General features: G+C 42.9%; 15 protein-coding genes. 10 read left to right on the forward strand and 5 right to left on the reverse strand.

The genetic code is table 11. The features are described from left to right. Positions 1 to 10: 10 nt before the first annotated feature. The 4 genes from EIZ39_RS12460 (at position 11) to EIZ39_RS12475 (ending at position 3297) form a co-directional block, all read left to right on the forward strand. Entirely contained in the window at positions 11 to 466 is a 456-nt protein-coding gene (locus EIZ39_RS12460) for a tripartite tricarboxylate transporter TctB family protein (protein ID WP_129200316.1), read from the forward strand. A gap of 9 nt (positions 467 to 475) precedes the next feature. After that, positions 476 to 2002, forward strand: coding sequence for a tripartite tricarboxylate transporter permease (locus tag EIZ39_RS12465; protein WP_129200317.1), 1527 nt, complete (start codon positions 476 to 478; stop codon positions 2000 to 2002). Positions 2003 to 2018: 16 nt separating this feature from the next. Next, positions 2019 to 2801, forward strand: coding sequence for a class I SAM-dependent methyltransferase (locus EIZ39_RS12470; protein WP_129200318.1), 783 nt, complete (start codon positions 2019 to 2021; stop codon positions 2799 to 2801). A 244-nt stretch (positions 2802 to 3045) separates the two neighbouring features. Next, positions 3046 to 3297: a hypothetical protein gene (locus EIZ39_RS12475; protein WP_129200319.1), complete on the forward strand. Its 252-nt coding sequence runs from the start codon at positions 3046 to 3048 to the stop codon at positions 3295 to 3297. 517 nt (positions 3298 to 3814) lie between these two features. Here the strand turns inward: EIZ39_RS12475 and EIZ39_RS12480 are convergent. Further along, the gene (locus tag EIZ39_RS12480) at positions 3815 to 4969 is read right to left on the reverse strand and encodes a phenylacetate--CoA ligase family protein (RefSeq protein WP_129200320.1); all 1155 of its coding nucleotides are present in this window, start codon (positions 4967 to 4969) and stop codon (positions 3815 to 3817) included. Positions 4970 to 5049: 80 nt separating this feature from the next. Here EIZ39_RS12480 and EIZ39_RS12485 point away from each other — a divergent pair, with 80 nt between their 5' ends. The 4 genes from EIZ39_RS12485 to EIZ39_RS12500 all read left to right on the forward strand — a co-directional run bounded on the left by EIZ39_RS12485 (position 5050) and on the right by EIZ39_RS12500 (position 7634). After that, positions 5050 to 5820 carry a YheC/YheD family protein gene (locus EIZ39_RS12485; RefSeq protein ID WP_164985070.1) on the forward strand — a complete coding sequence of 257 codons (771 nt, stop codon included), beginning with the start codon at positions 5050 to 5052 and terminating at the stop codon, positions 5818 to 5820. Between the two features lie 277 nt (positions 5821 to 6097). After that, a complete protein-coding gene (locus EIZ39_RS12490; protein WP_129200322.1) occupies positions 6098 to 6430 on the forward strand; it encodes a hypothetical protein in 333 nt (110 codons plus the stop codon). A gap of 136 nt (positions 6431 to 6566) precedes the next feature. Further along, positions 6567 to 6866 carry a hypothetical protein gene (locus tag EIZ39_RS12495; protein ID WP_129200323.1) on the forward strand — a complete coding sequence of 100 codons (300 nt, stop codon included), beginning with the start codon at positions 6567 to 6569 and terminating at the stop codon, positions 6864 to 6866. Positions 6867 to 7064: 198 nt separating this feature from the next. Next, positions 7065 to 7634 (forward strand): SF0329 family protein, encoded by a 570-nt coding sequence (locus EIZ39_RS12500; protein WP_129200324.1) that lies wholly within the window; start codon positions 7065 to 7067, stop codon positions 7632 to 7634. A 142-nt stretch (positions 7635 to 7776) separates the two neighbouring features. Here EIZ39_RS12500 and EIZ39_RS12505 read toward each other — a convergent pair whose 3' ends face one another. Further along, positions 7777 to 8964, reverse strand: coding sequence for an MFS transporter (locus EIZ39_RS12505; RefSeq protein ID WP_129200325.1), 1188 nt, complete (start codon positions 8962 to 8964; stop codon positions 7777 to 7779). 79 nt (positions 8965 to 9043) lie between these two features. On the opposite strand from EIZ39_RS12505, the gene yeiL reads away from it, so the two are divergent. Next, positions 9044 to 9715 carry a transcriptional regulator YeiL gene (gene yeiL, locus EIZ39_RS12510; protein ID WP_129200326.1) on the forward strand — a complete coding sequence of 224 codons (672 nt, stop codon included), beginning with the start codon at positions 9044 to 9046 and terminating at the stop codon, positions 9713 to 9715. A gap of 126 nt (positions 9716 to 9841) precedes the next feature. On the opposite strand, the gene EIZ39_RS12515 is transcribed toward yeiL, so the two are convergent. The 3 genes from EIZ39_RS12515 to EIZ39_RS12525 all read right to left on the reverse strand — a co-directional run bounded on the left by EIZ39_RS12515 (position 9842) and on the right by EIZ39_RS12525 (position 11501). Beyond that, positions 9842 to 10234: a spore coat protein gene (locus EIZ39_RS12515; RefSeq protein ID WP_129200327.1), complete on the reverse strand. Its 393-nt coding sequence runs from the start codon at positions 10232 to 10234 to the stop codon at positions 9842 to 9844. 15 nt (positions 10235 to 10249) lie between these two features. Further along, positions 10250 to 10471 carry a hypothetical protein gene (locus EIZ39_RS12520; RefSeq protein WP_129200328.1) on the reverse strand — a complete coding sequence of 74 codons (222 nt, stop codon included), beginning with the start codon at positions 10469 to 10471 and terminating at the stop codon, positions 10250 to 10252. 166 nt (positions 10472 to 10637) lie between these two features. Continuing rightward, the gene (locus EIZ39_RS12525; RefSeq protein WP_129200329.1) at positions 10638 to 11501 is read right to left on the reverse strand and encodes an SDR family oxidoreductase; all 864 of its coding nucleotides are present in this window, start codon (positions 11499 to 11501) and stop codon (positions 10638 to 10640) included. A 199-nt stretch (positions 11502 to 11700) separates the two neighbouring features. Here EIZ39_RS12525 and EIZ39_RS12530 point away from each other — a divergent pair, with 199 nt between their 5' ends. Next, positions 11701 to 12615: a class I SAM-dependent methyltransferase gene (locus EIZ39_RS12530; RefSeq protein WP_129200330.1), complete on the forward strand. Its 915-nt coding sequence runs from the start codon at positions 11701 to 11703 to the stop codon at positions 12613 to 12615. Positions 12616 to 12651 lie beyond the last annotated feature (36 nt).

Here is a 12651-nt window from a genome sequence, read left to right on the forward strand (position 1 = left end):
GTGAGCCAAGATGAATGCGGTGTTTGATAGGTCAGCCAGCATGGTGTTTCTTTTAATCGGTATAGCGTTTATTGTGGAAAGCAGGAAAATTTCGGCGAGTGCTTACGGAAGCAGCGTGGGTCCAGATATGTTTCCTATGGGCCTAGGCCTTATTTTGATTCTACTAAGTATGCGATTATTCTATGAAACTCGGTTTTATTCCTCATTGAAAATAAAAGGTCAGTCCTTAGACTATAAAAGATTTGGCATTATCCTTGTCTCCGCCATCTTGTATGGGTTGTTACTAGAACCGATAGGTTATGTGATTACTACCTTTTTGTTTTTGCTGATCGGTTTTCAAACGATGGAAAAAGGCGGATGGCTCAAGACGATTTTGATTTCTGGCGGCTTTTCCTATGGTATCTATTATTTGTTTGTAGAAGTCTTGGAAGGTTCCTTACCAGGATTTCCAGTATGGTTCAATTAGGAGGTAGAGATGGAAACATTACAGTTTCTAGCTAACGGTTTTGCTGTCGCTCTTCAGTGGCATAACCTCGCATTTGCGTTTTTTGGCGTGCTCATTGGTACAGCAGTAGGGGTCCTGCCGGGTATCGGGCCCATGAGTGGGGTGGCCTTGCTCATTCCCGTGACCTCGACTTTAACTTCGGGATTGGATCCCAGTTCAGCAGCAACGAGCTCTATTATTTTACTCGCAGGGGTCTACTATGGAGCGATGTATGGCGGATCAACGACTTCCATATTATTGAACACGCCCGGAGAATCCTCTTCTGTCGTGACCGCACTTGACGGGTATCAAATGGCCAAACAAGGCCGTGCGGGCCAAGCCCTATCGATTGCGGCGATCGGCTCCTTTTTCGCTGGGATCGTCTCGATTGTCGGGCTTGTGATCTTAGCTGAGCCCTTATCCGATTTAGCCTTATCCTTTGGTCCAGCAGAGTATTTTTCCCTGATGATTCTTGGATTGTGTGCGGTGAGCGGACTCGCGGGAAAATCCATGACCAAGGCCCTTATGATGACGATCTCAGGCCTTCTTCTGGCTACCATTGGTCTCGATAATGTATCCGGCGTCGCCCGTTTCACATATGATACCCCTGTGTTGTATTCTGGTCTAGAGTTTTTGACCGTTGCTGTAGGATTATTCGCGTTAGGAGAAGTATTTAAGACCATTCTTGAAAAAGATGGGGAAGGAGCGGTGATTGCGAAAGTTGGACGCATTCTTCCGACCAAGCAAGACATGAAGGAGAGTGCCGTACCTATCGCACGTGGTTCGTTCCTTGGATTCTTTATCGGGTTGCTTCCAGGCGCAGGAGCGACACTGGCTTCGTTCTTCTCCTATATCATGGAGAAAAAGCTGAGCAAAAATCCAAGCAAGTTTGGTCAAGGAGCGATAGCTGGAGTCGCTGCACCCGAATCCGCTAATAATGCGGCTTCCGGAGGAGCCATGATTCCTTTACTTACCTTAGGGATTCCTGGTTCCGGAACCACGGCCATCCTCATGGGTGCTTTGATCATGTACAACATTCAGCCAGGTCCTTTATTGTTTTCGGATCACCCTCAAGTCGCATGGGGATTAATCGCCAGTATGTTTATTGGGAACGTCATGCTTCTCATTTTGAATATGCCCTTAGTCAAAGTGTTTGCGAAAGTGATTGAAACCCCAGCCAAATATTTACTTCCTATCATCATTGCCATCTCGTTTTTCGGGGTCTATGCGGTGCAGTATACTACTTTTGACTTAATGCTCCTGATCGGTTGTGGAGTCGTTGGCTACTTCTTAACGAAGAATGACTTCCCTGTAGCCCCGCTGGTCCTTGGTCTGGTTCTAGGGCCAATGATTGAAAACAACCTTCGCAGAGCGTTAACGGGTTCGAATGGGGACTTGATGGTTTTCTTGCAGAAGCCCATTTCCTTAGTCTTCTTGATTGTAGCGGCATTGTGGATGTTGGTTCCGCTGATTCTGAAGATGAGAGGGAAGAAGGTTATTATTAATGAGGAAGCATAGATGAGGAGGGACGGACATGCAAGAGCAAGATCCTAAGAAAATCAAGGATGCCGTGAAAGACCAGTTTTCGAGAAATGCTGAAAAGTACGTAACGAGCGAAACGCATGCGAAAGGGGATGACTTAACCCTGATGCTAGAGTGGCTCCAGCCGAAGCCGGATTGGACGGTTCTCGACATTGCGACAGGCGGGGGGCATGTGACGAAGCACTTAGCTCCACATGTGGCCCATGTGTTTGCCACGGATCTCACTCGCGATATGTTGGCGACTGCTCAAAAGCATCTCGCGCCGACTTGTCCCAATGTCTGGTACATCGTCGCAGATGCAGAGAATCTTCCCTTCCTAGATAAAACATTTGACGTCGTAACCTGCCGCATTGCCGCTCATCACTTTCCGAATCCTAAGGAGTTCGTACGCGAAGCAGCTAGGGTGCTGAAGCCAGGAGGGAAGTTTCTGTTTATCGACAATGTCGTACCGGCCGACGATCAACTAGACCAGTTTATAAATACGCTGGAATATATCAGAGACGAAAGCCATGGACGGTGCCACCGAACCGAAGAGTGGACGGCCTGGGCAAACGAAGCAGGGCTGGAAATCGTTAATTCTCGCTTGCGCAAAAAAAACTTTGACTTCCCGACATGGGTAAGACGGACTACAAAATCGGAAGAACAAGTGACAAGAGTGGAGCAGCATATTCTTCAGGCGGATCAGAGAATGCAGGAATATTGCGGGCTAACGATGAAGGACGGCAAGATATCATCGATTCATATTGATGAATGGATGGTTTTGTTTGAGGCTTAAACGTCAATAAGCCATCTCATGTAAGTTTTTGAGATGGCTTTATTTTTATATTAAATATATCCTTTACTCACTTCGGATATACCCCCTCAGGTAAGGCACTGACCCCATTCATAAGGTAAAGCGCGAAGCGCTTTATAGTACCTCGCAAGTATTGAAAAAGAAAAAGTCTTGTAGGAATATCAGGAATTAGAGGCAACATTCAATTACGTCTGGTATAATAAAAAGAATGAAGGGAGTGACCGGAGTGAATGAAAAAATTCTGTTGCAAATTCTAGAAGAACTTAAAGAAATTAAAGCTGACCAAAAAGAAATGAAGCAGATATTAGTGGAAAGTCGAACAGAAGCAAGAAGCGAAGCCAAGCAGTTAGCTACCATTCAGAATAGGCAGCAACGAGTCATTGAAATGCTATCTTCTCGCTCCGTCCAAAATGAAGCAGATATAAAGTGTATGCAAGATGAATTAGACATTGTTAAAGAGCAATTACCTAAAACGTAGGTGGTAATACTTCCATTATAAATGGGGGTGTTACCATCTTTTTGTTTTAACTAGAAGGGATGATGTGGTGTTTGGCTACAATGATTTAGTAACATGCACGTCATCAGTAAAGTGCTCGCGTTTTACCTGGTGACAGTCTCTTAGTTGAGACGCGAAGTGCTTTACGATAACCCAATTTTCAAGGTTTATGTGAAATCGGTAGATCATTTATAGGAAACTGCACAAGTGGGAACTCGAGACCATTGTAGGTACAAGAGAACTCAACGTTGATCTTATTGTAAAAAGAGTTAGGCTAATATTACTTTTGTAGAAATTAGATAAACGATCCAACACCCCACCATGCAGGAAGCAGTCCACTAAGGCAGATCCACGGAGATCTGCCTTTTTTCCTTTTTTTGAATTCGAAGCCATAGTAGAAATTATTCATAGATCTTCTTGTTTTTTACGGTTCCCCTATCTAGCTGCTCGCCGTCAGGAACCGCGATCACCTGGATCCGATCGAGGATCTTATGTTCAATCATTTCTCCGATCTCAGGTATTTTATGTTCGATTCATGCTGAATCTGATGCTTGACGGCCTCCTCGAGAAATGGACTTTGAATCAAGACTCTGAGCGCGTTGCCGCTGACTTTCACGCGAATGCCTGCCTTGGGAAGATAACGATAAACGATTTCTTCAATATCATACAGGCTGATTTTTTCCCCGTGCTTGAGTTCGGTACCGACTCTTTTCACCAGCTTCTTGAAGCTTTGCCTCCATTCGCCCTGGATCTGGATCGGCTTCAAGTCGCGGACCACATCGTAGGTGACAAAACGGATCGCGGGAAACATCTTTCGGGCAAAGGAGGTGAGAACCAGAATCTGCTCATCTTCTCTCAGCGGATCGATATCCAGATTTATGGCTTCCACTCCAATGCCTTCAGCCAGCATCCCATCGACAAGAAGGTATCGGTCGTGCTCATGGGAGTAGTAGGCAATGGTTCCGATCTCGATGGATCCATAAGTATCCATAATATCTGTGGGCTGAATGCAAAATAGCTGAGCCATTCGCTTGATCCATGGCTTGGTCGCGATTTCTCCCACGAGAATGATTTTCTTAATACCGAATTCGGCTGGGTTTTCCGCTGCATATACCAGGTGATCTAAAATCGACGGCATCGTATAGAAGAGATCGGGTTGAAAGTCTTTCAGCTGCTTGACGTGTTCTGCAATGGGCAGTTGGAAGGAGATCTCTTGACTGTGCAAGTGCAATTGATCAAAAATCTTCAGGGCCGTGCTTGCCGCATGGCCTGTTCCCATATCCGCCATCGCCGTTCGGACACCCGCGTCTTTTATGAATTGATGGAATACGTCGGTTTTCAGGTTGATATAGACTTGATCATCGGCTTCGGAATAATAAATTTGCTTGCGGACTTTGGAGCTGGTGCCTGAGGTCTGATAGACATGAAGCGGGGTAGAATCTGGGCTTGTTAAGGGCTGTGTATAATAATGCTGTTCCAAAAGCTCCGCTGTCATCAGCGGGAAATCTTCCAAGTTCTTCGGTGTACAGGAAAACAGGTCCTTATACCATGGGAATACGGACGTGACCTCATTTGCTTTTTGTTTCCAGTTGCGCTCTGCCGCGCTCATCTTTTTCCCCTTCTTCCTGGTCGTGATATGTATGTATATGAGCACAGGGAGAAGAATGCCAAGACCATGAAACCCGCGATGTCACCCTAATCGGCGCCCTCATATAGTAAATGGGGGTGGAAGTGATGAAAGAGAAGCACTATACATTTCGTCTTCCCAGCAAATGGACAAAAACGCAGGCCTTAATGAAAAATAGCCAAGTGGCGCGATGGGTTCCTGCAACCAAGAAACTCACTACAGCGAACCTTCGCGCCATGCTGGGTCAATATGCCATGATTTATATTAAGCCGGATCGGGGATCGAAGGGGATCGGTGTGATGCAAATCGCGAAATCAGGGGGAAGCGGAAGCACGGTCTATCGCTGTCAGACGGGCATTAAGGTCCGCTCGTTCTCTTCCTATGAATCCATGGAGAAGTATGTTTTAGCCTTTGCAGGAATTAAGGACTATTTGATTCAAAAGGGGATTCAGCTTACCCAGTTCAATGGGCGCGCTTATGATCTTCGCGTTATGGTGCAAATAGGCCCCCGCCAACAATGGGAAACCACAGGCATGGTCGGTCGGCTGGCTCAACAGGGAAGAATTGTCACGAATGGCAGCCAAGGGGCGGAAAGTGTTTCCGTGGATATCTTGTTCCCCAAACCCCAAACCAAACGCTTGAAGGCTCGCTTAAACCATTTGGGCTTAACCACGGCCAATCATTTGCAAAAACTGTACCCAGCTATTCGAGAAATCGGCCTCGATGTCGCCTTCGATCCCCAGTTCAAGCCATGGATCCTCGAAGTGAATACCTTTCCGGAGCCTCATCCGTTCATGAAACTGGAGGATCAGCGGATGTTTCGTAAAATTATCCGTTATGGCAAGGCCTATGGCCGCTATAAGGGATTTAGGGTGTAACAGCAAAGTACCCTCACATTACTTTGTGAATCCGAACTGCAGCAAAGGTTTTTGGATTCAAAGTTTGTTAGATCAACCGTTTTAATAAGACATTCGATTATGAGTGCTTGCTGCATCTGGTGCAAAATTTCTCCCAGGAGTATCTGGACGAAGAATATACACAGCATCTCTGAAGATAATAAAGAAGTTTACTTTTGGCATCGGAGTCAGATCGATGCTTTTTCTTTCCTCGTAAGGACGAGCTGTGGTAAAATAGATCTCAAGGAGGTGAACATGAATGAATCAAAATGAGATGTTGCAGCTGATTTTTGAGAAGCTTGTTACATTGGAGAAAGGACAAAAAGCACTTGAACAAGGACAAATCAGCCTGAAGGAAGAAATTCAAGAAAATAGGCAAGTAATACGAGAATTGAAAGGAGAAGTACAAGAAAATAGGCAAGCGATACGGGAATTGAAAGGAGAAGTACAAGAAAATAGGCAAGCGATACGGGAATTGAAAGTAGAAGTACAAGGAAATACGCATGCGATCAAGGAAATCAAACAAGGGATGCGCTTTTATGATCACAAGATCGTAGAACATGAAAAGGAAATCTTCAATTTGAAAAGCTAATCCCCTATTTTTTATCCCCCTAAGACTACCTCTTATCTACCCCTAGACCAGTCTCGTTCCATACCTATCCATACTATTCAAAATTTTTGGTGTGTTGTTTGTCTTTATTTCTACTCCTACAAGAGGTGATTAACTTATGGAAGATATTGCAGAAGGGTTGCGTGCCGTTCTCCAGGAAGAATTAAAACCTTTCAAAAAAGATCTCCAAGCCATAAAGGAAGGCCAAAAACGTTTAGAGCGCTCTTTCGAAGACATTCGGACCCTAGCTGGTCGAATGAATTATCATTCGCATGACGATATCCTTCCCATTTTAGAACGGTTGGAATTGAAGATTGACAATATGAAAGCGGATATGGTTTATCTATCAGGAAAGCAGGGAAATCAGGAGATGGAGATACACTGCATCCATAAAATGATTCATTCGAGATGGGATTGAACTAAGAACGGGCATCCCTTCATATTGGCCAAGCCCATAAAAAATATCGCTTTGACCCACAGTTTCGCACTTTTATCGGAAGAACAGCTAGGGTATTGTCAAATGTGAGAAACACAAGGTTACTTGTATTTGGTATCATCCGATGGGTTGGTTATTGTATTATAGAGAATAGAACGATAGGGAACATAGGAGGATTACATGGCCTGGAGCAAGTTAAAGCAACAACTGGAGAGCTTTCTTTGTCCTGCGTTATATGGAAGGGTTGAATACCGTGCAACCGGCTACCGTTATTTACCTGATAAAGCAGGTATTTGTTATATTTCGGTAGATAAAAAGAACGTACTTAATATGAGTGATAGAACTACCTTAAACAGATGGTATCAGACGGAGCAGGAAATTAAGAATGATCCAGATATCGAGATTCCTATTAGCAATGAAGAAATTGAAGCGGTCAGGAAAGATACTAACGGCAAAGTTCCGGAGGATCGTCTGAAAGTAATGGCAAGAAGTAGAAAAATATCAGAACATGCAAAGGAGCTTTTGTCAGCACAGACATCATTGAGTAAATCAAATTTCATCGTTGTAGCTAATCAATTTTTATCCATTTCTATAGAGGAAAGCTTAGAGAGTAATGATATCTTATTGAATATTCTTGCTTTGGTGGATAGACGAGTTGGAAAAAAGCGAATTTTGAATATGACCGAAAAGATGAAACTAAAGCATCCCATTGTGCAGTATTTTTATGAACTACGGCTGAGTACGTTATGAAGATAAATCACTCATTCACTGAATAGATACTAGCTGACAGGTTATTGTCGTTGATTGGTGCATAATGATTGCCGAAGAACGTGAGGGGTATGCAAGATGAGTATTTTAAAATGAGAGAATTAAAAAGCTGTTATCCTTCGTATTAAAGGATAACAGCTTTTTCTTTTACTTGGGTCAATCTATTTTGCTGTTTCCGATAGACCAGTGCGAGCAACATCGAAGGTATGGAACAGGCAATCATTCCAATAAAGGCATAACGAGGCTCGATTTCGTATAAATAACCGCCAAAAATCGTGAACGCGGCCGTGCTCCAGCTAAGGGCAAGCGCGGAATAGACGCCTTGTGCTTTCGCAACTTGCGTAGGGGGAACGTGATCGACCAGGTATTTCATAAAGGCATAATGCCCCATAGCAAACGAGAAGGCATGCAAGGTTTGCGCGATACAGAAAACGATCACATTCGGAAAGGCAAAGATTAAGATCCAACGTAAGGAGGAGCCAAGAGCTGCGAGTGCCAGCAAGGAGCCTACGGAAAAGTGTTGGAATTTCGTATCGGCGATGGAGAAAAAAAGGATTTCCGCGATCACGGCAATGTTAATAATCACACCAATCAAATATTTCGGCGCCTGAATGTCTTGTAAAAACAGATAGCCATAATTGTAATAAGAGGCATGTGCCGCTTGTAATAAAATCACGATAAGCAGGACTAAAGGGAAATGTTTAATCGTAAATAATTTGAGTAGGCTCTCTTTTTGCAATGGGTCAGCTTGCTGCGGCTTTTCGGATAAAATAGCGGGTGCACGAGTAAAGCCCAGACCCACGAAAATGAAAATACTAAGTAAGAGTACCCATAAAACGACTTCATCTCCAAGCTTTCCTGTAAAGACCGTTAACATCATGCCAGCCACTACAAACCCGATGGAACCCCACTGTCGGCTTCGGCCGTAATGTTCTAATTGTTTTCTTTGAACAAGGACGCCAGCAGCGCTATCTAAAGCAGGCATCAACGTTGGGTAAAATAAATGAAGGACTAATGTAATGATCAGTAAGCTTGTAAAGGAGCTTGAGGGTATATAACACAATAAAGCCAAGAACGTCCCTAACCCTGCTACATTTAATATGGTTTTACTGCTAAATTTCCCTGATAAATAAGGAAAGGCAAACAAAGTTGAAATCCCTCTAGCAACCAAACCTAAGCTCATAATCAAACTAGCTTCTGAAACGGTAATTCCTTTTGTGTAGATCATCCAACCTGTCCAATAAGGTAAAAAAATGCCCCAAGTCATAAAAAAACTAAAAAATTGTAGACTCATCCAGCGATGTGTATTCATTCGTTATCCCACCTTTGCTTGATAATATCATGGACATGCGGCAGAATAATATGAGATATCTCCTATTTTGAGGTGGATAATGGAAATTTACAAAGGTGAGAAAAAGCGGCAATACTTGGAGGAAAACTCTATCGCGCATTTATTTTCTTTTAACGTGGAAGAGTCTATAGAAGTGCACGAATATCAACGGGATGAATGGATTATTCAAGAAGGCAAGAGACCGGATTTTCTCTTTTATGTGATTAGTGGCGCAGCCAAAACGTATGTAACCCATCAAAATGGGAAAGTTTCCTTAATTAATTTTATCAGTGCCAATGACTACATCGGAGAAATGGAATTAATACATGACGTGTACTATACCAAAGGGATTCAAGCTTCAACGAACACCGTTTGTTTTGCCCTTTCTATTCCAAAGTTTCGAGGGCAATTGCTTGAAGACTCCAAATTCTTACGGGAACTGGCCAAATTTCTAAGTGTAAAGGCCACCAAGATGTCTGCAAAATATTCACAAAGCCTAGCCTTTCCTCTTGAAAACCGGCTGGCGGACTTTATCCTGCGAACGGCTGATAAAGGGGTTTACAAAGAGAAGCATGTAACCGTTTGTGATTATTTAGGTGTATCCTATCGTCATCTATTGCATGTGCTTACCCAATTTTGCGATAAAGGCTACATGGAGAAAGTAGGGCGAAACTATCAACTTAAACAGTATCATTCTCTAAGTGAACTTGCTGGGATGTTGAAGAGTAAGTGATAACAACATCGGTAAAAAGAAAAGCAAGCCATGATGAAAAGCAATAGATCTATCAATTTGACGTTCTAGAAAAACCCTACACCAGAAGTCGATAGCTGGGTAGGGCTTTACGCATTTTCACGTACTTTACATTTGGAATGGATTTCCTTGATATTGCATCGTAGGAGAAGGCGTGCTCGTCTGCATGGGAAGTCTTCCTAGGTGCTGCTGAAGCAGCTGTTGTGTTTGCTGCTGTGTATTTTGATAGTTTCTGTATTGCTTATCTATTTCCTGCCTTAAAGCCTGAGTTGACGTACCGTACATATTCTGTTGCTTCATGACGGTGTACAATTGCCCTTGCATCATTAAAGTGTCCTGAACGAGGTTGTTAAACATCTGTCGGACCATAGGGCAATTTGACTCCGTTGCGGCTGTTGTGTACTCTCTAACAATCCTTTTAAGGTCTGCCAAAATGGAATACGCTAAATCCTTTTCTGGTAGGACAGGCTTGTTATAGGTAAAGGATTCTTGCTGATACATGGAACTCACCTCCTATTATTGTTGGGGATACTGTGGCGCCAATGGGATATGCTGCTGCAAACTGTCCAATAGCATTTGATAATGCTGTTGGTGACGGCCCGCTAAATCTAAGCATATCCTTTGGATTGCAGGGTTTTGAGTATGTGTAGCAAGAGCGATACACTGCTTTATTGCAAGATCCTCATTAGACAAAGAATCAACAATATACTCTGTTTCCTTCGTGGTTAAAGGCTGCATTTGACTTTCCCTCCTTTAGTGCTTCGTACGCCCTTTATTTTTTCCCATGATCTTCCTAATATGTATGGTGGAGAAAATAGTCGATTTCAATGAATGGTCGATTCATGTAGGGACCGTAGTTATCACGATTCGAGGCTTGTCCGGAAAGGAGAACGACAACTACTTCTCATTCATTCCAAAAGGATTGAAAATCCATCGCATATTGCTCAAATGAAATCGGATCTCGCCCTAGAATGTTTTTTACATCTGTCGTTACTTTTTCTGCGGTTCCGAGTCTTGTGATGAAGTAAAGCATTGTCATCACATTGGCAAACTCCTCGGGAATCCCGCGGCGGATGATCGTGCGCCTAAACTGCAGCAAGGATGGATTCTTGTATTCTATTTTCCTTCCTAAGATGTTGGAGAGGATGTCAGCAATCTCGTAGTAATTAAAGGCTTTTGCCCCTGTTAAGGTATAACTTTTTCCAAGATGCCCTTCAGATGAAAGGCAGACTGCCGCAACAGCTGCGATATCCCTTGTATCAATGAAGCTGGTTTTCGCACGGCCCACTGGTATAAAGAGTTCGTTTCGTATGGCGATATCCTCTCGATGCGTGGTATTTAAATTTTGCATAAAGAAACCAGGCCGCAAAAATGTGAATGGTATTTTGGATGCCTTAATCATATTTTCGATTTTACGGTGGGGAACGACTGGATTTTTTTCAACGCCCATCAAGGACACGAATACAATCTGGGAAATGACATCTTTTTTCAATACCCTAAAGAACGGCTTCATCTCCGTTTGGGGCTTAGCTAGCTTGGGCGGTCTCATTAAAAACAGGCGATCAACATCTTCCAGCGCAGGCTCAAATGTATCAGGCTTCAAGAAGTCAAAGGGAACAACCTCCACCTCTAGACCTTTAAACCTACTGGAATCTCTCTGCACATCGCGGACCGCTGCTTTGACCGCGACGCGTTTTTTCAAAAGGTCTTTCACCACATCATAGCCAATGTTACCCGTTGCACCTGTGACAAGTACTTTTGGGGGCATAACCATCATATCCTTTCATCGCGTGAATATCTGTCTTAGAGCCTTCATCAACAAAATCCTTTACGATAGGCTCATTATTATACAAAAATACATTGACAAAAATTAGTATTTATTCTATAATTTACATTTATAAAATATGTTTGTATAATAGGATTCTCCTGTTCAGGGGAATCTTATTTTTTTATGGGGAGGAAATGGCATGAAGCCAAATGAGTCCAGTTTAACGTCCTTGATATCAGCTTTTGCTCGAGCATACCACAGTAAATATGACACGCCAAAAATTTTCGACGATTTTATTGCACAAGATTTGCTACTCCAAGAAGAATTTTCGAACATCAGTCAGTATATGATTCAAGGATTTTCGTTTTTCAACCAAGATAGGACGGAAAAGTTTCGAGATGATCCAGACGAAAAGTTAAAATGGATTATTCAAGTGCAGCTTTCTCCCACTCCCTTAGCCCGTGCTGCCTATTGCGAAAAAGTATTATTGAACGAAATGTCGTTAGGATTAAAGCAATATGTCATCCTAGGAGCTGGGCTGGATACGTTTGCTTTTAGACATCCAGAATGGAAAGGTAGCTTAGAAATATTTGAGGTGGATCAACCAGCCACCCAGGAGTTTAAAAAGAGTAGATTGGCTCAGGCAAATCTTGATATTCCAAGCCATCTTCATTTTGTTCCCATGGACTTTACCGAGACGTTTTCTTATCAGAATCTATCAAATGAAGGGTTTGAAAACAAAAAAACGTTCTTTAACCTACTAGGCGTTTCTTATTATTTAACAAAAGAAGAGAATGCAAGGTTAATACAAGATTTATTTGCCGATATGCCCTCGGGAAGTTCTATCGTTTTTGATTATGCAGACGAAAACCTCTTTATAGAGAAAGGGAAGTCTAACCGAGTTGAAAATATGCTAAAAATGGCATCAAAAGGTGGAGAACCCATCAAATCTTGTTTCACTTATTGGGAAATGGAGAAAATGCTAGAAAAGTCAGGTTTACTTATTTATGAACATTTATCCCCCAACGAGATTAATGAGCGATTCTTTCAACACCGAACGGATGATTTGACTGCCTTCGAAACGATCCATTATGTCCATGCTGTGAAAAAGTAATCAACTCTCTCCCTTGCCGCTCAAAACAATCGAATG

This window comes from Ammoniphilus sp. CFH 90114 (genome assembly GCF_004123195.1).
In the GTDB taxonomy this organism is placed as follows: domain Bacteria; phylum Bacillota; class Bacilli; order Aneurinibacillales; family RAOX-1; genus YIM-78166.

Bases quoted from the DNA above. Each gene is read 5' to 3' on its own strand.
- EIZ39_RS12515 (WP_129200327.1), bottom strand. From the start codon at position 10,234: ATGTATCAGCAAGAATCCTTTACCTATAACAAGCCTGTCCTACCAGAA.
- EIZ39_RS12470 (WP_129200318.1), top strand. From the start codon at position 2,019: ATGCAAGAGCAAGATCCTAAGAAAATCAAGGATGCCGTGAAAGACCAG.
- EIZ39_RS12505 (WP_129200325.1), bottom strand. From the start codon at position 8,964: ATGAATACACATCGCTGGATGAGTCTACAATTTTTTAGTTTTTTTATG.
- EIZ39_RS12525 (WP_129200329.1), bottom strand. From the start codon at position 11,501: ATGCCCCCAAAAGTACTTGTCACAGGTGCAACGGGTAACATTGGCTAT.
- EIZ39_RS12520 (WP_129200328.1), bottom strand. From the start codon at position 10,471: ATGCAGCCTTTAACCACGAAGGAAACAGAGTATATTGTTGATTCTTTG.
- EIZ39_RS12490 (WP_129200322.1), top strand. From the start codon at position 6,098: ATGAATCAAAATGAGATGTTGCAGCTGATTTTTGAGAAGCTTGTTACA.
- yeiL (WP_129200326.1), top strand. From the start codon at position 9,044: ATGGAAATTTACAAAGGTGAGAAAAAGCGGCAATACTTGGAGGAAAAC.
- EIZ39_RS12485 (WP_164985070.1), top strand. From the start codon at position 5,050: ATGAAAGAGAAGCACTATACATTTCGTCTTCCCAGCAAATGGACAAAA.
- EIZ39_RS12460 (WP_129200316.1), top strand. From the start codon at position 11: ATGAATGCGGTGTTTGATAGGTCAGCCAGCATGGTGTTTCTTTTAATC.
- EIZ39_RS12495 (WP_129200323.1), top strand. From the start codon at position 6,567: ATGGAAGATATTGCAGAAGGGTTGCGTGCCGTTCTCCAGGAAGAATTA.
- EIZ39_RS12530 (WP_129200330.1), top strand. From the start codon at position 11,701: ATGAAGCCAAATGAGTCCAGTTTAACGTCCTTGATATCAGCTTTTGCT.
- EIZ39_RS12500 (WP_129200324.1), top strand. From the start codon at position 7,065: ATGGCCTGGAGCAAGTTAAAGCAACAACTGGAGAGCTTTCTTTGTCCT.
- EIZ39_RS12465 (WP_129200317.1), top strand. From the start codon at position 476: ATGGAAACATTACAGTTTCTAGCTAACGGTTTTGCTGTCGCTCTTCAG.